Source organism: Agaribacterium haliotis, assembly GCF_002312815.1.
Lineage (GTDB): Bacteria > Pseudomonadota > Gammaproteobacteria > Pseudomonadales > Cellvibrionaceae > Agaribacterium > Agaribacterium haliotis.
The window spans coordinates 20,010-41,631 of record NZ_NKQJ01000020.1; the positions used below are offsets into that span (position 1 = coordinate 20,010).

A 21,622-nucleotide genomic window follows, 5' to 3' on the forward strand; every position below is an offset into this window, starting at 1 on the left:
CTTACCTCTGCTTAGCTGGCGGAATTAGCGTGATGTTGAGTCGGCAGCTGTTTGCGGTATTCGCCGGGGGTTAAACCTGCGTGCTGCTTGAAGACTCGATAAAAACTGTTGCGGTTGTTAAAACCGGCCATATAGGCGATATCGCTGACGCTGTTTTTTGAGGGCTGGGCGTGCATTAAGCGAATGGCCTCTTGATAGCGGGCTGTATTTAAGTAGTCGTAAAAGCTGGTTTGAAGGTGAATATTTAGTAGCTCCGATAACTGATGGCTTGAAACACCGAGCAGGGACGAAAGCTTGGCCAGGTTGATGCTTGGGTCGAGATAGGGCCGGTGCTCGCTCATCAGCACACTTAAGCGCTGCTCAAGTTCGCTGGCCGCTTCGGGGCTGAGTTCGACATAACGCAAGGTGTTGTTTGCGTCTGTTTCTTTTTCTTTTGCTAAAGCGCTATCTTTTTGCTGCTCGGTAAAAAAATCCGGTTGCAGCAATAACAAAAGCGCGATGGTGCTGACGTACAGTGAAATTAGGCACTGGCTGGCGGCCAGCGCAAAAAAACTCAGTGCAAAACCCCGGCCGAGCATCAGGTCAATAAGGTTGTCGTACACCGGTAGCGCAAATAAACCGGCGATCAGGTAGAGCATCCAATAAAAACGGCTGTTTTTAAATTCGCGGCCAAGCACGCGAATGCGCTGGCGATAGCGGTAGATGGTATGGATGGACAGTACGAGGTAGGCCGAGGTTTGCAGCAGCAAAAGCCCTTTGTAATAACTGTTGACCAGCCACTCGAGGTGGGCGTAGTGCAGGTAGCTGGCGGCGGCAAACGGCAAAAAGTGCAGTGCCAGTTTGGCCGACGACATTTTTTTTTGCGTGACACTGAATACCAGCGCCAGCATCAGCGGGCCGTAGGCCCATGCCTGGGTGCTGGCAAGTGAGTTTAACCACAGCGGCGCTTGCGCCAGGACCAGCGATAAATAGGCGTGCAGCGGTGTCAGCAGCAGTAACACAATAAATAAACACACCAGTGCTTTGCTTTGCCCGGGGCTTTGTTTATTTAACACTGTGCTTAAACAGGCCCACAGTCCCAAACTGAAGGAGCTTATATAAAGCAGTTTAAGCAGCTCAACGGCCATGTTGTTGCTAAGCATGTCCACCTCGGTTTTATGGTTTTATCGTAGGTGTAGATGGAGTTGTTCTCGTCACAGCGACGCCGCTTGCGCGATTGCTGTGATGTCGATTGTAGCTTGGCACACGCTTTGGCCAAAGCTGTGTCTTTCGCTCGAAAATGATGTAATGACACACAAGCGAGCGCTTTTATTGCCCTGTATCGCTGAGAATTAACAAATAGTGACAATGTTTATTTATATGGAAGCATGGCTTTTATTTCGCGGCTTCGCACTTTAAAGTTTGCCTTTATTTAACGGCAGTGAGCGAATGCTATGCGTTATACAAAACTTGGGCACAGTGAGCTTAAGGTCAGTGAGCTCTGCCTTGGCACGATGACCTTTGGTGAACAAAACAGCGAAGCTGAGGCCCACAGCCAACTTGATTTGGCCACTCAGAACGGGATCAACTTTATTGATGTGGCGGAGATGTACCCGATTCCGCCAAAGCCAGAAACTCAGGGTTTATCAGAGGCTTATATTGGCAGCTGGCTAAAAAAAAGCGGCCAGCGCGATAAGCTGGTGCTGGCAACCAAGGTGACAGGCCGGGGTGATCGAAATCCGGGGCTTGAACACGTGCGCTGTGGGCCGAGGCTCAGCGCCGAACATATTAGCGCCGCCTGTGAAGGCAGCCTCAAGCGCCTGCAGACAGACTGCATCGACCTTTATCAGTTGCACTGGCCCGAGCGCGCCTGCAACTTTTTTGGCCGCCTGGAGTACAGCCCCGACAGCGATGATGGTCACAGCATTGAAGAGAGTTTAACGGCGCTTAGCCTTTTGGTTAAACAGGGCAAAATTCGCTACATCGGCATCAGCAATGAAACACCCTGGGGCCTAAGTGAGTACTTGCGCTTGAGTCGCGAGCTCGGTCTCGAGCGCATTGTTGCTATTCAAAACCCCTACAACTTACTCAACCGCAGCTTTGATATCGGTTTGAGTGAAATAAGCCTGCGCGAACAGGTGGGCCTACTTGCGTACAGCCCGCTGGCTTTTGGCACCTTGAGCGGCAAATATTTAAACGGCCAGATGCCAGAGGGTTCGCGCCTTAGCATTAGCCAGCGCTTTGGGCGTTACAGCAAAACCAACTGCAACGAGGCCATCGCAGCGTATGTGGCGCTCGCGCGTGAGTTTGAACTCGACCCCGCGCAGATGGCGCTGGCCTGGGTGAATCAGCGCGCGGCGGTGCTATCCAATATTATCGGCGCAACCAGCTGTGAGCAGCTCAGTAGCAATATTGCCAGCGTTGATATTGAGCTGAGCACCGAACAGTTGGATTTAATCGACGCTGTGCACCAGCGCTATCCCAATCCGGCGCCGTAATCGGGCGCGCTTAATGGTTGAGTGTTCGCGCCCGCGTCAGTACCATAGGCCCCCTTTTGCATTTATTACGAGTTTGAGTCGGGGTTAAGCATGTTTCGAGGCAGTTTGGTTGCGTTAGTTACGCCTATGAAAGCGGATACATCGCTCGATTGGGATGCGCTCGACAAACTCGTTGAATGGCACCTCGAGCAGGGCACCCACGGCATTGTTGCGATGGGTACCACTGGCGAGAGTGCAACCCTCGATAGAGAAGAGCACCTGGCGGTGATACGCCGGGTGATTGATGTGGTCAACAAGCGAGTGCCGGTGATTGCCGGTACCGGTGCCAACAGTACCCGCGAAGCGCTGGATTTAACCGCTTCTGCCAAAGACGCCGGCGCCGATGCCGCGCTTCTGGTAACCCCGTATTACAACAAGCCCAGCCAGGAAGGCCTGTTTTTACACCACCAATATATTGCCGAGCGCGTGGCGCTGCCGCAGTTGCTCTACAACGTGCCCGGCCGCACCGCGGTTGATATGGGGCCGGAGGTGGTCGAGCGCCTGTCAATGCTTGAACACATTGTCGGTATAAAAGAAGCGACGGGCGACCTTCAGCGTTTAGCCGATATTAAAGCACGCGTCAGCGACGACTTTTGTTTGTTAAGCGGCGACGATGAAACCGGCTTGGCCTTTATGGAAGCCGGCGGTCACGGTGTTATTTCGGTGACAACGAACGTTGCGCCGCGCTTGATGTCTCAAATCTGCGAGCTGGCCCTCGGCAACGATTTTAGTGCCGCGCAAGCGCTCGATGCGCGTTTGCAGAGTGTGCACAAGAACTTGTTTTTGGAATCAAATCCCATCCCTGTGAAGTGGGCGGTCAGTCAGCTCGGTTTTGGTGCCAATGCCCTGCGCCTGCCGTTGACAGGTTTTGAGCAAGGCCTTCAGCCGCAATTGCGCGCCGCCATGCAAGAGAACGGATTGATTTAAGATGAAGCAAAGCCTCGCCCTGCTGTTAAGCGCGACTGTGCTGTTTGGCTTAAGTGCCTGCGGCATGTTTAAAGATAAAAACTCAAACTTGCGCAATCGCAGCAAAGATTATTTGCGCACCGATGTCGTCAAAGATATGGAGCTGCCCGAAGGCATGCAGGCACCGGCCGTCGCGCCGCTGTATCCTATCCCCGAAGTGCATGTTACCGATGAATTTGGCGATCGCTACGAGCGCGATGACTACCAAGTGCCAAGGCCCAATACCATCAATACCGATGAGCTGGCTTTTGGCATTAAGATTCAAAAGCTCGGCGATGAGCGCTGGCTGTATTTAAGTGCATCGACCTCGGCCGTGTGGCCGCGCACCCAGAACTTTTTGAACAGCGTCGACGCCAAAGTTGTTGCCAGTAACGCACGCACCGGTGTGATTGAGACCGACTGGCTGCAATACAAAGACGAAGCCGACAAAATGATGCGTTTTCGCATCACCTTGGAAAAAGGCATTCACCCCGACACCACTGAAATTCACGTTTTGCAATACGAAGTTGCGCAGGGCTCAGCCGTGCCGGCCGCAAACCAGTGGCCGCCGACAAGCAGCAACCCCGAGCGCGAAGAGTGGATGCTGCGCGAGCTTGCCGACCACCTGGCTAAAACGGTTGATACCGCCAGTGCCTCCTTGCTTGGCCAAAATGTCGGCGGTGAAGTCAAAGCTTATTATCTGAAAAACCAGAGCGAGCCGACTTTGGCCTTGCGCCTGTCGAACGAGCGCGCCTGGGCCTCACTAACTCACGCGGCCAATAAAGGCGGTTTTGTCTTGTGGGGCAAAGAGCGCGAGCAGGGCGTTTTGTACGCCGGTTATTACGAAGATCAGGAAAAAGAGCGCGGCTGGTTTAAAACGGTGATCACGCTTGGCATCGACAACAAGTTGCCGGAAAAAAGCCGCTACAGCATCGATGAAATGCTGCAGCATTTAAGTGGCGCCAACGACGTTCGCAGCCTGTTTGATGCGATTCCAAACACCGCTTACGGCGACGCGCTTAAAAAAGCCAATGCCGGTTATTTAATTGTTACCCGCCGTGTTGGCGATGAGATTCACGTGGTACTGCGCGATGAGCGCGGTCGCAAGTTAGCGCCCGACGAAGCCAAACAGCTGCTGCGCCTTTTGCGTAAAAACCTTGTCTAAGCGCGGCTTGTACAAGAGCGCTGTTTAAGTGCCGGGGGCTGTTGTTAACTCACCGGAAGCGCCTGGCGCCGAGCTGCGTTTTGCCTCGCTCGGCAGTGGCAGTGGTGGCAATGCCACGGTTGTCGCCTGGCAAGATCAAGCCCTGCTAATTGATTGCGGTTTCAGCGCGCGCGAATGTCTGGCGCGACTCAAGCGCCTCGATCTCGACCCCGGTTGTCTAAGCGCGATTCTGCTCAGCCACGAGCACGGCGATCACAGCAAGGGGGTGGCCGCGCTTGCGCGCAAGCTCGATATTCCCGTTTATATGAGTGCCGGCACCGCCGCGGCCATGGATTTTGGGCGCCTGCCTGCGCTGCATAAAATTAGCGCCGAACAGCCTATTGAGCTTGGCGGCTTGACGGCTCTGCCGGTAACCGTTGCCCACGATGCGCGCGAGCCGCTGCAGTATGTGCTGGAGCACCGGGGCCTGCGCCTTGGCGTACTGACCGATCTCGGCTCGTTAACCCCTGCGGTGTACAGCGCTTACGATGCTTTGCACGGTTTATTAGTTGAGGCCAACCACGATCTGCGCATGCTTGCCTGCGGGCCCTACCCGCCGTCGCTGCAAGCGCGCGTGCGTGCACCTTGGGGTCACCTGAATAACGAGCAGTGCGCGGCGCTGCTCGCCGATCTTGATTTAAGTCTTATGCAGCACTTGGTTGTCGGCCATATCAGTCGCAAGAACAATCATCTCGACTGTGTTAAAGCGGCCCTGGCCGATGCGGTTCAGGCGCTGCCATCGGTGGTTTACGCCTGCCAGGATGAGGGCGTGCCGTGGCTGGCGCTTAAATTGCCTTAACAGCAATGCTAAGGCCCGCCCCGCGGCGCTAAAGCTTAAACCCGCATCGTTACCGCAGTACTCGCTTAAAGATGGTTCGCGCTGGTGCCTTGTGAATTTGCCCCAGCACGAACTTGGGGCGTAAGTAAAGCATTACCTGCCAGGCTTTTCCACACCTGAATTTCAGCTTGCCCAAGTTTGTGCGCAAAACGTGCAAATTGGATTAAAAGAGTGCGCATTTCTTCTAAGTTATTGAAATTATTGGGAAAAATCCTTCCTGTATAAAATCGCAACAGATTGTCATGCCGCTTGTAACCATGGGAAACACAGCCATCTGTCTATACCTTTTGCACAAACTTATCCACAGAACATGTGGGTAAGTATCGATGTGGATAAGTGCCTGTTTTGTATTCGTTGTGATGGCGCTGTATGCAAACGTGGCGCAGCGTATACAAGTTGTTGTTATCGCGCTCATTATTATGTTGTTTTAGCTGCCAACTGCGCTTTAGTTCGGCATCTTAAATAACAAGTCGCAATGGCTGCGCTCGGCCTATAATTAAAAGGCTTAAAAAACCAGGAGTGTTCAGTGCAAGAAAGACGTAAGTTCGAGCGGCGCTCAAGCAGCATACGCGTTGAAATTAGCCACCCAAGCTTTGGTTTCCTTATTGGTTCGACCACCGATATCAGTGACGGTGGCGCCAGAGTGTTGATGGAGAGCTCGGTTGTGCCGCCCGAGGGCACTGATGTGAAGGTGAGGTTTAAAAAAATCGTCGCCCAGGTAAACGATAAACCAGTGGCCATGCGGGTGATGCACGTGCATAAAAACACCCTGGGTTTGATGTTTTTACCGCGCTAGATTAAGTTTTTACTGCAAGCGCGCTAAGCTCTAAACCGCACACTAATAACAGTGTGCGGGCCTTTCTATTTTAACCCCGCCGTTCTTTGCGGTTTCGCTCGAGCCGTCAGTGTCTAGCTTTTTGTCACTTAAGCCGTCAATCGCGCTTAAGCTTGTGCAGTCGAGCTTATTATTGCCCCGCAAGTCGAGAAAGCGCAGCTTTGGCAGTGCCGCCAGGCTGCTGGCATCTTTAATTTGATTGTCGCCAAGGCCTAAGGTTGTCAGCTTCTGAAATATGCCGAGTGCTTGTACGCTGTGAATCTCGCCGGGTGGGCAGCGCAGCTCGCTCAGCTGTGTGGCGGCGCTAATTTGCTGGGCTTCAATGGTTTGGCGAAGACACTTGGCCAGCGCAAGATCACTTTTATCGTAATCATTAAATAAAGGCGGTGGGGTGTAGACAACCCGGTCGTTGAGCGACCACTCGTAGTTGCTGCAAGCGCCTAAGCTTAAGCCGCTGCAAAGAAAAAAGAAAAATAGGCGCAAAGGGCGGCGGAATAAATAGGTAAAGGTCATGAAGGGCGGCTCGTTTAGCGTGCGGTTGCAGGCAACAGTCTAAACGAGCCAAAGACGGATCAGAAGTAGGCAATACGCGAATCACCGCGCGCGGTGTAACTGGCCTCTTGTTTGAGTTTGGCAATGGCGTCGAGCTTACTTTTGTTTACCAGCCAAACTTCGACACGCTGATTTTTGGTGCGCCCCTGTGCTTCTTGCGAGGCGACCGGTTTAACTGAACCAAAACCTGCGACGGGCAAGGTACTGATGCCATTTTTATGCAGCGCACTTTGCACCGCACTTGCACGTAATTTCGACAATAAGATTGCGCGCTCGGGCGACTGCTTTAAATCACCAAAACCGACCAGCTGAATACGCAGATCTTTGTTTGTGTCTTGTTTCATAAAATCGACAAGGCGCTGAATGTCGCGCTTGGCGCGGTTGTCTAGCTTGGCGCTGCCGGCGTCAAAACGGAAGTTGATAGACAGCCTATCGGCAATATTCGCCAGTTGCTGATAGGCCTTCGGGCCCTGTTGCAGGCTGTCGCCTTGATTGACCAGCGGATTTAAGCTGACAAAGCCGATCTCATCCACACGTTTTTGGCTGGCCTGGCCCAGAGCAAATTCAATAAAGTCGTTTGCGCGAGGGTTTACAGGGCTCGGCGGCAAATATAAATATAGGCGGCGCGACAGCGGATAGTCTTCGGTGGCAACTTGCAGGTGTTCGGGGCTCAGCGCAGCGCTGCCCGAATCGGAAATGGCAATGGCTTTGGAGTCGCGCACCGATGCCAGGCCGACAAAACCGATGGCGCCGCGATCGAGCGCGACTAAGTCGCTGAGCTCATCGTTGCTTTCAAAGCGGCGCGTGCTTGTTTCGAGCTGGTATTTTTTGCGAAGGACCAAGCTCTTAAAGGTATCCCAGGTGCCCGAGTTGCTGTCCCTGGCGTAGCGTGTCACCGCGACATTGGCACCGCCGAGCTGTGCCCAGTTGCTTACCTGCCCGGAAAATAGCGCGGCAACCTGGTCAATGCTGAGCTTGTCGATCTGATTGCTGGGATGAACAATAATTGCCAGGCCGTCGATAGCGACCACTTTTTCGGCTTCATAACTGCGCATATCGCCAGATTTTGCCAGCGCCGCCACTTCTTTATCTTTGATCTGGCGCGAAGCCATGGCAATATTTGCAGTGTCTGCAATTAAGCTTTTAAAGCCTGTGCTCGAACCGTGCGCAGCAATATGGATGGCGTAGTTTTGGCCGTCGAGTTCACCTTCAATCGCAAATTCGTTTGCAACTCCGAGCTCTTTTTTGTTGATATTTTGCATGCCCAGGGCGCTTAAATAATCTTCGGCCCAGGTCGGTACCAGGCGCGCACCGACGGTATTGGAGCCGTGAATATTTAATAGCACCTTGCTTTCATAAGCTTGCACAGGCATGGCTTTAATTTCAGGTGCGGCGGATGCGAATGAAGCAAAGACGCTGGCGCAAAGGCCCACAGCGGTGCTTGCGAATTGACGGTAGTACTTGATCATCGATCTCTTCTTGAGCTAGATATTCCGGATGGGAAATAGGATTTTGTCGCGCCTGCCAGGCCCAGCAGAATGTATTTAAATAGTGCGAACAGGCAGCAACGCTAAATTTTGTTTGTTACAGAACTGTGACATTGTGTCACGTTTAATGCCTTTTTTCTCTAGGTATGAAGTGCGACCAATATTTATACGAACTATAAGTAAACGGTATGGATACGTATCTCTACAGTGACGATGAGTCTTGTTATGACGGGCTCAAAATACTAAAAAATAAATATGCTTTGGCTTGTCTGGATGATTTTGACGCCAAGGCAACTTTATTAGAACTATCGCAAGACGGATTAAGCTTAACTTGGCCGGAAGGAAAAAAACGCTTACAACTAAAGTTGGATTTTGTAGACGGGGCCGCGCGCCATCGGCGCCTATACGGCGGCGGAAAAAGCCAGGCTATTGCTAAGGCTTGTGGTTTTAGCGCGGCCTACAAACCGTCAATATTAGATGCCTGCGCCGGGCAGGGCGGTGACGCCTTTGTTTTTGCCGGCCTCGGTGCAAAAGTTATTTTGCTCGAGCGCTCAGCCGTTGCCTGCGCTTTATTAGACGATGCGCTAAATAGGGCAAAAGCCTGGTCGGGTGAACACGATAACGAGCTTGCCGAAGTTGTGCAAAAAATGCACTTGTTAAATGAAAGTGCGCACGACTATTTAAATAAAGCAAAACCTGCCTCGGTGGATGTAGTCTACCTCGACCCAATGTTTCCCGAACGAAAAAAAAGTGCGCAAGTAAAAAAGAATATGCGCATTTTTCACACGTTAATTGGTGCTGATACTGATGCCGACTTATTGCTCGAGCCGGCCAAAAAAACAGCAAAATATCGCGTGGTAGTAAAACGACCAAAAGGCGCCCCTTTTTTAGCCGAACAAAAACCCACCTACCAGCTAGACGGCAAATCAACGCGCTTTGATATTTATGTCAATAAGGCAATGCCGGGTTAGGTTTTTGACTTTGGTTCTCTTTGCTGTTTATTTGCTAATTATTATCATTTAACAAATGAAAGTGTTTTCTAGAAGCTTGCACCTCGTTTAAAGCGTTTTCCCTGTATTTACAAGTGCAGGTATAACGTTTTTCTTGTTATTTGTCGGCAATCAATGCGCCAGTCTTGATATGTGAGCTATTTCTCAGGAATAATAGCGCCGGGGAAGCGGTAATGCCATCGCTTTGCAGGTGTATAAAAAAATTCAGAATTAGTTCTTGTCCTTCATAAACACCTGCGTTTCATCTAAATGACTATTTATTCACCGAGGCCATCTTGAGCTTTGGTGTATTTATGTGCTCAGGGAATTTAATGTCTTTTTACAAGCTTGCTATATCTGCTTTTTTGATGCTGTTGTCTGTGGTCGTTTCTGCCGAGAAGCTAGATTACAAACATTCGTCTATATACCTAGGTGATCTTGATGGGGATGGAATTGAAGATCTTTATGTGCGAGGGAACGACTATCTTGTGCTGTTGCATGGCGATGTTATTACACCCGTTGAAGTGCAAGTATCGTCAGTATTGTTTTCAGGCAGCCTTTATCAGATCGGTTCGGGGGGGTACCTGACCCAGTATGAAACACGACTCGATGGCAGTGGGGTTGAATGGGAGTTTGTTGATGATGATGAACTGGATATATATGGCTTAGTTAAGCTAAATAAAGACGTGGACTATAAAGTTGGTGACTTTGATGGCGATGGCGTTGAAGACTTAATAATAACAACGGAAGCTGACAAGTTTACCAGCTTGCGTAGCGTGAAGAATGCCGCTGGCACGGATCTTTCGGAGTATTATGGTACTGAGCCATACAAGACTTTAATTGTTAGCGGGGACAGCGATCCTTTAGCTACGCGGCTTACTACAAGTACAACGCAAATTGCCAATTTTTCTTCGCTGCAGGTCCGAGACCTAGATGGGGATGGCCGCGATAGCTTGACAAAAGTTGGTAATACACAATTTGCTGACGAAATGCTGGACTACGATGGAGCGGGCGGTTTCAGTACTCGTTATTATTACGGTGTTAGCAAGGCCAAAGCGGCAAGTATCTATGGGGCAAGCTCGGGTTCTTTCAGGGTAAATGAGCAGGGCCAGGCTACATATTCTATTCCATTATCTCTTCCTGCTGGTGTTGCCGGCGTCGCACCTGAATTTTCGCTGGATTATAGCAGTGGTGGTGGTAGCGGCTTACTAGGAATGGGGTGGGGGCTCTCTGGCACTTCATCTATTACCCGCTGCCGCCCGACGGGCTCAGATTATCACTCTGCTTTGCCGTTAAATATCGTTCCCATTTATTGTTTGGATGGTCAGCGTTTAAAAGCGGTTAGTGATACCAGAGGCGTTGAAGTCCAGTTTAAAACCTTGATTGATAGTTATCAGCGAATAACGGGAAGACGTAATAGCGATGGAGATATTTATCAGTTTTTAGTTGAGTCGAAAGACGGCTCTGTTCGTTATTACGGCACTGGAGTAGATGGTGATAACAGTGCTCAGCTAGGTACTGGCCGCCAGATACGAGCCTTAAATCTAGCTAGTTTTGTTGACAGTGTCGGGAATAAAATTAATTACATCTACGAGGGGCAGGATAAAGGCGCGCTTAGGTTAAGTAAGGTGCTATATGCCTACGATAGCGGTGGTAGTAAAGCTTACGCAGAAGTTGAATTTATATACGAGAATCGGCCCGATGTAAGTGTTGCCTATACTACGGGTTTGCGTGCTGAGTTCAACAAACGTCTACAGAAGGTGATTGTAAGAAACGCCGAGCCGCTTGCGGGTATTACTTCTCCTGTTGAAATTCGATCTTATAATTTGGGCTACCAGCGTATTTCGCCGGATACATACCCTGCTGTTTCGTATCTGGAGTATGTTCAAGAGTGTGTAGAGAGCAAATGTCTACCAGAAACTCGTTTTGAGTGGGCCACTGAAGGCGGCTTAGAGTTCAGCGAGTACTCTAGTGGCCGAAGAATTGTTACTGATAAAGATGCGATGATTCAAATGTTGCCGTTTGATTTCGACGGGGACGGTTTATTGGATTTGGCTTGGTTGCAGCAGGAAAAAAGCCATGGCGTGTATTATTTTAGCATTCATTATGCGCGCTATGATGAGGCCTCTGGTGAGTACAAGGATGTGCATTTTGTAGGAGGCAGCAACCACGAAAACTCCTTACTGTGTGCAAAGGGCCTTTCAGCGGCAGGGCGAGAGGAATTGCGTATATGCCTCGATCCCAGGAAGCCTGGTCACTCCACCCGACTGAGCACTGTTGATTACAACGGCGATGGTTTGCACGATCTACTTGTGCACAACGAATATTTAGGTGTTTGGCGTTTATACCCCGCAGTACTAACGGGTAATGCTGATGCACCGGTTAGGTTGTCAAATGTTTCTACGGTCATAGCTGCTCCTTCTTCTATATCTCAACTTGTGGATGTCGATGCTAACGGAACAAAAGACATTGTCTATATGCGCGAAGATGATCCAAGTGGAATATGGGTGAGTGAATTAGATTATTATTCCAATATTCATATAGATGGAAGTGAGGCAGGCGTTTATCGGCCGGCTAAACGATATGAAATTCTTAACCCTCCGCTCTGGGATGAGAAATGTAACGCCGATGGCATTGTTAATGGCAAACCTGTAGGCCACAGTTGGTTGTGTTTTCGTACCGATAAACCGAATGATTATCGGGTAGCTGGTATTGGAGATTTTAACGGCGATGGTGTTGAAGATGTGGTACTTGAGTTTGTTCACTATGATTCTCTTGTTAAAGACTCAACCTATAAGTCAGGGGATAAGCCTCACTTTACTCGATACAAAAGTTTTATTGCGATAAGAGTTCCCGCGGGGTTTCAGATTGTTGAAGAGCTTCAATCATATGAAATCATGGATACGCCTGAGCGTGGGCAACTCTGGACGCCAGATATAAATGGTGACGGCTTGACAGATGTCGCTTATGTAAAGCGGGGATCTACTTCAGAGTCAGTACTGGTATATCGTCTAAATTTGGGCGGTAACCTTTCATCAGGTGACTTTGGTACAGCCTGGGGGCAAGAAGTTACTCTGATTCGAAGTAAAAAAATTAGCGGTTTCCAAGTTCAGTTTTCCGATCTGGATGCCGATGGTGATGCAGACCTTCAGGTTCGCACAGTCGACCAAGAAGCCGCAGAAGAGTGGCAAAAAATTTCGACTGAACTGTGGGGGCAAACATTTAATTTTTATGATTCCAGCTGGCAGCTCTATTCTCGATCTTGGGATGCCGGTTCTGAATCGTATTCAGAACCAGTAATGATGGATCTTGGTGATGGTATTATTGGGGCGAATGAGCGCTTTCTCTTTTATGACGTTAATGGTGACAGCCACCCAGATTACCTGAATGTTTCAGGTAATCACTTGAGCGTCCGCCTGAATACTCACTCAGGCTTATCGGGTGTAATGACTGAGATAACAAATGGCTTGGGTGCAAAAACAAAAATTAATTACGAGTTGCAGAACCGCAGCTCTCATTATCGAGGGGCGGTTGAAAAATCGTCACTCGATCCAGATTTGTTTTATCGATATGTGAATGTCCCGTTTGCTGACTGGAAAGGCCTGCAAGAGTCTGGGCAGTCATATAGCAGCTCTGGCGCTGGTAGTTTTATGCCTGAGGTCAATGGGAGCTTCGTGAGTTATGTTGACCCTTTTCGTTTTTTTGAAGCGAGAGCACCCTATCGGCTGGTGACCTCGGTTTCTCAACAGAGCCCGGTTGCAGGCGAAAATGCTTTGGCAGTTAATCAGAACAAGGCGGTTGAGCTTCAATATTTTTATGAGACGTCTTTATATCAAGGCGGTGGCAGGGGCATGCTTGGTTTTCAGCGCCTAACGACACTGGATGTTCACAGTGGGGTGAAAACCAGTACAAATTATCGCCAAGATTGGCCGTTTGTTGGGCAGGTGACAAGTACAACACAATATGCAGCTAACGGCGCCAAACTTTCAGAAACTAAAAATAGTTATAGTTTGAGGTCATGGGATTCAACTTGGCGTTCGGCGCTTCAACAAAGTAGTGGTACATGGGTAGATACAACCGCGCCATTTAGGTTGGAGTTAGATACTACTGCCGAATTTGTATATTACGCAGATACCGAGTCTGAAAATAACCCCGTTTCGGTTCGCGCAGATGGGCGTTATTTATCGGCTAAGTTGCTTCAATTTGAATACGATGAATACGGTAATAATTTAAAAACAACTACACGTATATTTCCTTTTGGTGCTAGTGATGCAACTGGCGGTACAACAACCATTGTTGAAAATACTTACGATAAGGAAAGCCCTGGAATCATTACATTTAATGATGGGCGAGTAAGAAGTTATCCAGAGCTGGGGCGTTTAGTCTCTTCAATGGTTACCACCAAGGGGGGGGAGAGCACATTTTCCGATGGCGTAACTGCTAGGCTTGCAGAGCGTATGAGTGTTGCAGAGTTTAGTTATCATGCAACCGGCAGTGCCGCTGGTTTGTTGTATGTTGAAAAAGAACCCGATGCAGATGGCTTGGTTGTTTATTTCTATGATGATTTCGGGAACCCTACGCGTGTTGGCTCCTTTGATAGGGCTACAGCTTATGATTTTAGTGGCACTGTTGTTTCTAATTTGGGGCAGGACCGAATTGTTGACTCTCAGTACGACGAGCTTGGTCGCTACAAACTTTACGAGAAAGTTACGCACGATGGTTTAACCGTTGTCTTAAATGAGGTTCTAGAACGCCATATTTCCGGCCAGCCAACGCGTATTCGAAATAATAGTAGTAACGAGCTTTATACCGATATTGGTTATGACGAGCTAGGCCGCGAGATATCACGCAGTGATTCTAGCGGAGCAGGTGTTACGACAGAGTACTTACCCTGTTCCAGTGCGCTGAGTTGCCCGACTGGTGCTGTGAACAAAGTAGTAAAGACGGTTCGCGGAGGCGGGAAAAGCATCAACTACTTTGACAAGCTCGGTCGTGTTCAGCGCAAGGCTGCAACGACCTTGGGTGGAGCGCTTTCGTGTGTTGATTATGAATACGACGATCGTGGCAATGTTAAGCGCGAAAGCCAGCCATTTTACTGCAGCAGGTTTCCGGGCTACTGGGTCGAAAACAAGTACGATGATCTCGGCCGTATTGTGCAAGTATCGGTACCTGACGAGAACGGCGTAGCAATAACTAAGACGTTGTACAACGGCTTAACTAATACAGTTATTAACCCCAACGGGCAGAAAAAAGTATCCGTCAGTGATCTTGATGGGCGCCTTCTTTCTGTAACCGATGCGCTCGGCGGTCGTGTGCGCTATGAATACGACGTAATGGGTAATTTACGTTTTACTCATACCGAAGCATCTATCGCGTCTTTGGTTTTTGGCAATATTCCCGAACGCGTAACGGTAGAGATGCGTTATGACAAATTAGGTCGTAAGGTTGAAATGCTCGACCCCGACAAGGGGCATTGGTCATATCGCTACAATGGCTTTGATGAACTGGTGTGGCAGCGCGACGCAAAAGGCCAGGTTGTTACTAACAGTTATGATTCGTTAGCTCGTTTAACCGATAGGGTTGATTACAGAACAAACGGCACAATTGCTAGCCGAACCCGATGGTATTTTGGTGCAGTTCGCGATGATGGCGTAACGCCGCTAGCTTATAATGGCCTGCAAGCCAGCGCTATTGTTATGAGCTTAGGCGAGGGTGCATTAAGCTGCGAGGCCTCTAATATAGAGTGTCGCCACCCCGAATACGATAGCTTTGGTCGCAACTACAAAACAAACTACCGCATTGAGCCGATTGGTTATTTTGTTGAATACTCGACCGAGCTAGCTTACGACCAATATGGCCGGGTTGAATTCAGTACGGACGCAATGGGTAAAGCGATTCAACACAGCTACGACCCCTATAGCGGTGTGCTTGTATCCAGTACAGATGTAGAAAGCCAGAAAACGTTCTACAACTTGCTCTCAAGTAATGAGCGTGGGCAGCCCACTAAAATACTCCGCGGCAATGGTTTAACGTCTACGCTTGACTACTGGCCAGAAACAGGTCGTTTAAAGGGTAAAAGCTCCGGTGCGACTGGGGGTGTTTTTGATGTTCAGAACCTTATGTATAAGTGGGATAAGCTCGGCAACTTGGCCAGCCGCGAAGACCGCGCGGCAGCCAACAACACTCTTGGAGAGAGTTTTTGTTACGATAGCCTAAATCGCCTTGTTAAAACCTATAGGCAGGCGGGCAGTCAAGCCCTGTGCTCTTCATTGGCTGAATCGGGCCAGGATCTACGCTACGATTTTCGGGGAAATATTCTCAGTAAGGCTGGTGTTGGCAATTATAGTTATGACCCTAAGCGGCCTCATGCGGTATCCAGTATTAATGGCTTAAGTTGGGTTTATGATGCTAACGGAAACCTTGAAACGAATAAGCGCGCCGATGGCAAAGTTCGTTTTATTGGCTATACAACCTTTGACAAGCCCTACTGGATACACGTGGGCTCGTCTGCAGATGCCCAGGCGGGTGGTGCAGAATATACAACGATTTTTTATTACGGCATCGACCGCCAACGATTTGCGCGTTCCGATTACGGATCAAGTGCCAATAAGCGCATTGCTTATTTGGGTAACGTTGAGCGCATTTTGCACAACAATAAACCCGATCAATATGAATGGAAGCGCTATCTTGATGCCAACACCGTTATTACCGAATACACCGATCTAGACGGCAAGCCCTTAGCTGGTGGCGCTAACAAGCGTAGCGACTACTTATATAAGGATCACCTTGGTTCGGTAGATGCTGTTACCAATGAATCCGGTATTGTTAAAGAGCGCATGAGCTTTAATGCCTGGGGGCAGCGGCGCAGTGGTGAAAATTGGTCCGATTACAGTAAGGCTCAGCTTTACGATGCAATCAATAAAAAGCGCACCTTATTATTAGACCGGCTTACAAGTGTTACGAGCCGGGGCTATACCGGCCATGAAATGCTGGATGAGGTAGGCCTTATTCATATGAATGGCCGTATTTATGACCCTTATATTGGGCGCTTTGTTCAGGCCGACCCAATTATCCAGGCACCGTCAAATGTGCAAAGTTATAACCGTTACAGTTATATTTGGAACAATCCGTTAAATGCGACAGACCCAAGCGGTTTTGTGCATACCCAGTATATTGGGCGTGGTATGCGAGTGGCGGGCTCGATTGCTTTTGCCGCTGTAGCAACTTATGTGTGTAATGCTGTATGCGGCAGCAGTGTTTGGGCGTGGGCGGCGGCGATGGCCTACGCCGGGGCCGGTTCGGCAATGATTGCCGGGGCCGATATGGCGGGCGTGCGTAAATCTGCGTTAAGCGGCGCCGTTTCTGGCATGCTGGGCACAGCAGTGATGTCAAATATACGCAGTGCCAGTATTGTTGAGAGGGCTTATGCTGCAGGTGTTGTTGGTGGTATCGCATCGGTGGCAGGTGGCGGTAACTTTGGCCACGGCTTCTTGTCGTCTTTTGTCACCGTATCGCTAAGTAAGTGGACCTATAGCTCGTCGCAACCGTTTGTTAGTATTGCGCGATCTGCTGTGATTGGTGGTTCCGTGTCGCGGATGACGGGGGGCAAGTTTGCAAATGGGGCGCTTAGTGGGGCGTTTAGTGTTGCAGCCTCGATGGCCGGCCAGCGCACCGCAGCTAGACAGCACCGACTGGAATGGATGCGAGCGAATGGCTTTTCGGATGAAGGTTACCCTCTTTTTGCAGGCGAAGCAGTAGCAACCGGCCCGGTTGGGGATGTTTTGTATGAGATGGAGATGAGTGCACAAAAGGGAGTTGATACACGGCTTGTCAATGAAGGTGGTTGTGCGGCTCCAATATGCAAAGCTTATCAAGCTCTATACAACTCGCTTACGCAAGACCAGCAAGAAGCATTAGCAAGCGCCATTAATGGTGCCGAAGATTTAGATAATGTTTACTTTCATTACACTGATAGAAATGGTTACCGAGGAATAATTGGTTCCCAAGGTGTTATAGCCCCTGGTGCGGATGGTTTAGTTTATCTAACAACGGATATGCTTTCCCCGAGTGAAGTACATAATTCATTATTTATGGGCGCACCAGGCTATGAGGGCAAAGGCTCCCATATCTTTGCATTAGAAGTTTTTGAAGGTGTTCCATTAAGGCCAGGAACCCAACCTAATGAAGTGACTCATGCGGGAGCATTGCGCAACGGTAGGCATGTGAAATTTTTATATGGTGGGAAGAATCCTATTAAATAATGATGGTTCCTGACTCTGAGGGTGTTATTTATTTTTATTCGAAGGAAAATTTGTACGGTGAGTTTTCCAATTTTTATCGTTGTGACTTTTATATAGACGATAAAAAATGGATGACAGTTGAGCATTTTTATCAAGCTTCGAAATTCTTAGGTAACACCGAATATGTAGAAAAAATTCGCCTATCTAACACACCAAAGATTGCTAGACAGTTGGGGCGATCAAGGTCGGTTGAGTTAGTTAAGGATTGGGAGGAAATTAAAGAGCAAATAATGAAAAAGGCATTGCGTGCGAAATTTCTGAACAATAAGTTTCGAGAGTTGCTTTTGAGCACCGAAGATAAGCGCTTAGTTGAGGCGTCTCCATATGATTTTTACTGGGGATGTGGAGGTGACGGAAGCGGCCAAAACAGGCTTGGTGAGTTATTGATGGAGCTTCGTGAGGAGCTAGGTAAATAAATTTTATGATTGATATTGAAGATTACTGGGAGTTGCTTGCTTTGCATAAAGCTATTATGGCTGCAAAGTTTGGCAATGGAAGCACTAGAGAAATGCTAACAAGCCCATTTTTGGCATCGGTAGCAAAGAAGGTATTGCAGGCTATCGTTGACGCAGAAAGAAAAAAGGGTAGTGAAGAGAAAGCTAAAAATTGGGAAGCTTGGAAAAAAGCGGAAGAAAACAGAAACGAGTGGGATAAGTTGGTTGAGGTTATAGAGCAAGGTGAGCGATATCAAACATTAAGTGATAATGATATTGGCCGTGAAATCCGTGACATTCTAAGCCCACTAGAAATTACTGATGAGCAGATCTCTAAGCTCATTGAAACTCAGATTAGGAAAGCTAATTAATACTTTTTTGAAACCCAGCATTGCGCTGGGTTTTTAGTTTTTACTGTTCGCTGGTGAGAACCAAGCATCCCTCCATAACCCTGACCTTCACGGGTGAGTCAATCTCAAATCCGGGAAAATAAAGAAAATAAAGGACACCCACTTAGTTTGTACTTTATCTAATACGGTCTAATCTTTAGTTAACTCACTTTTAAACGGTTGGCCGTATGACTAAAGCTCGCGATCAGCAGATATGTTTGCATGCGACGCCCTATTATCATTGTGTTAGTCGCTGTGTGCGCCGAGCTTTTCTTTGTGGTAAAGATAAGGTGAGCGGTCAGAGTTATGAGCACCGCCGCCAGTGGCTAGAAGATAGAATATTGGCCTTGGCTAAGGTGTTTTCGATTGATATTTGTGCCTATGCGGTCATGTCCAATCACTACCATGTGGTGCTGTGTGTTGATCGAGAAAAAGCGCTTGGCTGGGGTGAGCAAGAGGTGGTCGAGCGCTGGCACTGCTTGTATAAAGGCAATTTATTAAGCCAGCGTTTTATAAAAGGTGAAACGCTCAGTCGCGCAGAGCTTGCTGTGCTTCGGCCAATTATTCAGAATTGGCGCGAGCGGCTTTATAGTATTAGTCAGTTTATGCAGCTTGTTAATGAAGGCATAGCTCGGCAAGCCAATGCTGAAGATAAATGCAGTGGTCGCTTTTGGGAAGGGCGCTATAAAAGTCAGGCGTTGTTGGATGATGCCGCATTAATGGCCTGCATGGCCTACGTAGATCTAAACCCGGTGCGTGTCAATATGGCTAAAACGCCCGAAACATCAGAGCATACCAGTGTCAAGCGCCGAGCGGCCTGCGCTCAGCGGGCTGTAAAAAAATGTACGGCAAGGTCAAATAAAAAGCAGCCCAGCGAGCTACTCGCTTTTGTTGGTAATCCCAGGCAGACTATGCCCCGGGGTTTGCCTTTTAAGTTAAATGACTATTTATTATTGCTTGATTGGACGGGGCGCCAGCTGCGTAAGTCAAAGCGCGGTGTGATCGATGCGAATATACCTCCGATACTTAGGCGTTTAGGTATAGATAGGCAAAGCTGGTTGTTGTGCAGCTGCGAATTTGAAGTGCGCTTTAAAGGGCTGATCGGTCGCGCGGAAAAATTAAGTGGTGTGTGTGAGCAATTTGGTCGAAAGCACGCCAGCGGTATTAAAAGTTGTAAGGCGCTTTTGGGGGCGTGAAGCAAAGCCGCATCAACAGTGCTCTCCTGCCATTTCTTCTGCCATACGATGGCGACCTTAGTTCTGTGGGGCGGATATGCGCTTTTTCCAGCAGATGCCCGGCCCCTCGATGCTGCCCATGACAGGGGTTTAAACCCATGTGCTCATCTACAAATTTAAAAACTCACACCGTCACACAGCCCGCTAGGTCAGAGCGCATAAGGGCTGAGGAAGCGTTGGAGGCGACTGAAGAGGCCTTGCTTGCCCCTTAGCCGCTGAAGAGTAGCAAGACAGTGAAGGCTAAATCGACTATAGTTGAGGTTCCAAGAGAACCTCGGAGAATCGCTATGCCATTAAAAGCTACCTCAGTGAGACTGGATGGCGAAACGTTAACTCGTGTTGGCCAGATGGCCGAAGCGATGGACAGACCTCGCGCATGGCTGATGGCGGAAGCCATCAAGCAATATGTGGCTCGTGAAGAATGGTTTATCCACGAAGTGGAGAAGGGCGTGAAAGCTGCTGATGAAGGCCGCTTGATCGACCATGCAGACATCAAGGCCAAGTGGGAGGCCAAGCGTGCAGCTCAAATGGACTGAGCTTGCCGACATCGACCTGGAAAAGATCGAAGCCCATATCACCGATAATAATAGCCCCACCGTTGCTATTGATGTAGTGATGAACATCATCGATAGCACACACCTCATCCTAGCCGAACACCCGCGTGCCGGACGCCAAGGGCGTGTTAAAAACACACGAGAACTGGTGATCGACGGTTTACCGTTTATCGTGATCTATCGAGAGCATGTGACGGCGAGCTGCATTGAATTATTACGTGTTCTACACGAAGCCCTGCAGTGGCCGACAGCGGATTAAGGGCGCTTGTTTATAGGGGGCATCGACGTTCTTCCGGCGCAGCTTGTGTCCGGTGTTACGGGTTTCTTTGATTAAGCAGCTAGCGCTGCTTAATCAAGGTGTTATTTTTTTTAACGCCAATCTAAGCTGTAGGAAACAACTAATGAAGAATATTACCTGGCCTATCCTAATTGTCTATTTAGTGTCTCTAGTGGGGTGTGCTACTCCACCACAGGGAGAGCTGTTTAGTGAGGTGAATCATCCTAAGCCGGGAATGGCTAAAGTCTATGTATATAGGCCTGATACAGTTGGTGCTCATGGTCTTGCCCCAATTCTAATCGTCGGCGGAAAAGAAGTGGCTAAAATGCCTGTTAATGCGTATGCCGAGGCGGATGTTGTTCCAGGATATAACTCAGTTGTTTTTGATTGGCCATTGTTTTCCATGATGCCAAATACTTCTTATGGGTTTTCTTTTGAAGAAGGAAAAACATACTTCATCAAGTTTTATGTTGAAGATAAGGGGGTCGTCTGGTTTTTTTCGGCTGAAGAAATAGATCCCTCAGTAGCGGTTCAGGAGATGGCGACTTATAGGCTTTCTGAGCAAGTTGATGAATCTAACAAGCATCTATAGTACCGTGAAAAGCACTGAGAGGGCTGTCTGTTCCATCGTCGATCTGCAGTCAGCCTCTAAACCAATAAAGAATTAGCCTTAGCTAGTGCTTCGATTGATCCTTGTACCTATGTGTTAATAGCCAATCACTAGCATGTTGTGCCTGTGTTTAATGCCGGGCCTAAGTCAAGGCTGCTAAGGGATGAAAACCAAAAGCCAAAACCAAGGCTGGCCCAGCGGCTTAAATTTGTTTTTCATCAAGCTTTTAAGCGTTGATGCTAGCGCAAGAATATTGGATAATTTCCTAGGGCCTGTTAACACTAATTAAATACGCTCTGCTGGAGCCTGAGTATTCGACCAGAAAGGCGCTTTGAGCGCAGTTTAGCAAGCTAAATAAGCGATAAGTAACGCATCTGGGCGGATATTCAGGCCCAGCCCTTCGGGTTGTGCCCCTCATCCCGCTCTCTGTGTTGTTTGTCGCTTATTTGGAACAACC

At 48.9% G+C, this 21,622-nt stretch carries 17 protein-coding genes; 13 read left to right on the forward strand and 4 right to left on the reverse strand.

From position 1 onward, the window contains the following. Positions 1 to 11: 11 nt before the first annotated feature. Positions 12 to 1,142, reverse strand: coding sequence for an AraC family transcriptional regulator (locus tag CFK45_RS17610; protein ID WP_096087767.1), 1,131 nt, complete (start codon positions 1,140 to 1,142; stop codon positions 12 to 14). 291 nt (positions 1,143 to 1,433) lie between these two features. Here CFK45_RS17610 and CFK45_RS17615 point away from each other — a divergent pair, with 291 nt between their 5' ends. The 5 genes from CFK45_RS17615 (at position 1,434) to CFK45_RS17635 (ending at position 6,299) form a co-directional block, all read left to right on the forward strand. Continuing rightward, positions 1,434 to 2,477 (forward strand): NADP(H)-dependent aldo-keto reductase, encoded by a 1,044-nt coding sequence (locus CFK45_RS17615; RefSeq protein ID WP_096087768.1) that lies wholly within the window; start codon positions 1,434 to 1,436, stop codon positions 2,475 to 2,477. 90 nt (positions 2,478 to 2,567) lie between these two features. Beyond that, positions 2,568 to 3,443, forward strand: coding sequence for a 4-hydroxy-tetrahydrodipicolinate synthase (gene dapA / locus CFK45_RS17620; RefSeq protein ID WP_096087769.1), 876 nt, complete (start codon positions 2,568 to 2,570; stop codon positions 3,441 to 3,443). 1 nt (position 3,444) lies between these two features. After that, positions 3,445 to 4,626, forward strand: a complete 1,182-nt coding sequence (gene bamC, locus CFK45_RS17625; RefSeq protein WP_096087770.1) for an outer membrane protein assembly factor BamC — start codon at positions 3,445 to 3,447, stop codon at positions 4,624 to 4,626. 28 nt (positions 4,627 to 4,654) lie between these two features. Then, positions 4,655 to 5,464 carry an MBL fold metallo-hydrolase gene (locus tag CFK45_RS17630; RefSeq protein ID WP_239923750.1) on the forward strand — a complete coding sequence of 270 codons (810 nt, stop codon included), beginning with the start codon at positions 4,655 to 4,657 and terminating at the stop codon, positions 5,462 to 5,464. A 565-nt stretch (positions 5,465 to 6,029) separates the two neighbouring features. Continuing rightward, positions 6,030 to 6,299, forward strand: coding sequence for a PilZ domain-containing protein (locus CFK45_RS17635; protein WP_096087771.1), 270 nt, complete (start codon positions 6,030 to 6,032; stop codon positions 6,297 to 6,299). 42 nt (positions 6,300 to 6,341) lie between these two features. Here CFK45_RS17635 and CFK45_RS17640 read toward each other — a convergent pair whose 3' ends face one another. Together CFK45_RS17640 and CFK45_RS17645 are read right to left on the reverse strand one after the other, a co-directional pair. Next, on the reverse strand, positions 6,342 to 6,851 hold the full coding sequence (locus CFK45_RS17640; RefSeq protein ID WP_096087772.1) for a leucine-rich repeat domain-containing protein: 510 nt from the start codon (positions 6,849 to 6,851) through the stop codon (positions 6,342 to 6,344). A gap of 59 nt (positions 6,852 to 6,910) precedes the next feature. Beyond that, positions 6,911 to 8,359, reverse strand: coding sequence for a substrate-binding domain-containing protein (locus CFK45_RS17645; protein WP_096087773.1), 1,449 nt, complete (start codon positions 8,357 to 8,359; stop codon positions 6,911 to 6,913). 206 nt (positions 8,360 to 8,565) lie between these two features. On the opposite strand from CFK45_RS17645, the gene CFK45_RS17650 reads away from it, so the two are divergent. From CFK45_RS17650 to CFK45_RS17665, 4 genes are all read left to right on the forward strand, one after another. Then, the gene (locus CFK45_RS17650) at positions 8,566 to 9,348 is read left to right on the forward strand and encodes a class I SAM-dependent methyltransferase (protein WP_096087774.1); all 783 of its coding nucleotides are present in this window, start codon (positions 8,566 to 8,568) and stop codon (positions 9,346 to 9,348) included. Positions 9,349 to 9,698: 350 nt separating this feature from the next. Continuing rightward, positions 9,699 to 17,627: an RHS repeat domain-containing protein gene (locus tag CFK45_RS17655; protein ID WP_158224754.1), complete on the forward strand. Its 7,929-nt coding sequence runs from the start codon at positions 9,699 to 9,701 to the stop codon at positions 17,625 to 17,627. Continuing rightward, positions 17,627 to 18,082, forward strand: a complete 456-nt coding sequence (locus CFK45_RS17660) for an NADAR family protein (RefSeq protein WP_192870776.1) — start codon at positions 17,627 to 17,629, stop codon at positions 18,080 to 18,082. The genes CFK45_RS17655 and CFK45_RS17660 overlap by 1 nt, the downstream gene beginning before the upstream one ends. A gap of 5 nt (positions 18,083 to 18,087) precedes the next feature. Then, positions 18,088 to 18,471 carry a hypothetical protein gene (locus tag CFK45_RS17665; protein ID WP_096087776.1) on the forward strand — a complete coding sequence of 128 codons (384 nt, stop codon included), beginning with the start codon at positions 18,088 to 18,090 and terminating at the stop codon, positions 18,469 to 18,471. 40 nt (positions 18,472 to 18,511) lie between these two features. On the opposite strand, the gene CFK45_RS18930 is transcribed toward CFK45_RS17665, so the two are convergent. Next, positions 18,512 to 18,613, reverse strand: coding sequence for a SymE family type I addiction module toxin (locus CFK45_RS18930; RefSeq protein WP_143247639.1), 102 nt, complete (start codon positions 18,611 to 18,613; stop codon positions 18,512 to 18,514). Positions 18,614 to 18,677: 64 nt separating this feature from the next. Between CFK45_RS18930 and CFK45_RS17670 the strand changes: the two genes are divergently transcribed. The 4 genes from CFK45_RS17670 (at position 18,678) to CFK45_RS17685 (ending at position 21,147) form a co-directional block, all read left to right on the forward strand. Beyond that, complete coding sequence (locus CFK45_RS17670) at positions 18,678 to 19,685, forward strand: transposase (RefSeq protein ID WP_096087777.1); 1,008 nt, start codon at positions 18,678 to 18,680, stop codon at positions 19,683 to 19,685. A gap of 326 nt (positions 19,686 to 20,011) precedes the next feature. Continuing rightward, entirely contained in the window at positions 20,012 to 20,260 is a 249-nt protein-coding gene (locus CFK45_RS17675; protein ID WP_096087778.1) for a CopG family ribbon-helix-helix protein, read from the forward strand. After that, on the forward strand, positions 20,241 to 20,537 hold the full coding sequence (locus CFK45_RS17680) for a type II toxin-antitoxin system RelE/ParE family toxin (RefSeq protein WP_096087779.1): 297 nt from the start codon (positions 20,241 to 20,243) through the stop codon (positions 20,535 to 20,537). Before CFK45_RS17675 ends, CFK45_RS17680 begins: the two co-directional genes overlap by 20 nt. 142 nt (positions 20,538 to 20,679) lie before the next feature. Continuing rightward, positions 20,680 to 21,147, forward strand: coding sequence for a DUF2846 domain-containing protein (locus CFK45_RS17685; protein WP_143247640.1), 468 nt, complete (start codon positions 20,680 to 20,682; stop codon positions 21,145 to 21,147). Positions 21,148 to 21,622 lie beyond the last annotated feature (475 nt).

Coding starts and splice junctions, on each gene's coding strand:
- CFK45_RS17610 (WP_096087767.1), bottom strand. CDS start 1,142: ATGCTTAGCAACAACATGGCCGTTGAGCTGCTTAAACTGCTTTATATA.
- CFK45_RS17615 (WP_096087768.1), top strand. CDS start 1,434: ATGCGTTATACAAAACTTGGGCACAGTGAGCTTAAGGTCAGTGAGCTC.
- dapA (WP_096087769.1), top strand. CDS start 2,568: ATGTTTCGAGGCAGTTTGGTTGCGTTAGTTACGCCTATGAAAGCGGAT.
- bamC (WP_096087770.1), top strand. CDS start 3,445: ATGAAGCAAAGCCTCGCCCTGCTGTTAAGCGCGACTGTGCTGTTTGGC.
- CFK45_RS17640 (WP_096087772.1), bottom strand. CDS start 6,851: ATGACCTTTACCTATTTATTCCGCCGCCCTTTGCGCCTATTTTTCTTT.
- CFK45_RS17645 (WP_096087773.1), bottom strand. CDS start 8,359: ATGATCAAGTACTACCGTCAATTCGCAAGCACCGCTGTGGGCCTTTGC.
- CFK45_RS17650 (WP_096087774.1), top strand. CDS start 8,566: ATGGATACGTATCTCTACAGTGACGATGAGTCTTGTTATGACGGGCTC.
- CFK45_RS17655 (WP_158224754.1), top strand. CDS start 9,699: ATGTCTTTTTACAAGCTTGCTATATCTGCTTTTTTGATGCTGTTGTCT.
- CFK45_RS17660 (WP_192870776.1), top strand. CDS start 17,627: ATGATGGTTCCTGACTCTGAGGGTGTTATTTATTTTTATTCGAAGGAA.
- CFK45_RS17665 (WP_096087776.1), top strand. CDS start 18,088: ATGATTGATATTGAAGATTACTGGGAGTTGCTTGCTTTGCATAAAGCT.
- CFK45_RS17670 (WP_096087777.1), top strand. CDS start 18,678: ATGACTAAAGCTCGCGATCAGCAGATATGTTTGCATGCGACGCCCTAT.
- CFK45_RS17675 (WP_096087778.1), top strand. CDS start 20,012: ATGCCATTAAAAGCTACCTCAGTGAGACTGGATGGCGAAACGTTAACT.
- CFK45_RS17685 (WP_143247640.1), top strand. CDS start 20,680: ATGAAGAATATTACCTGGCCTATCCTAATTGTCTATTTAGTGTCTCTA.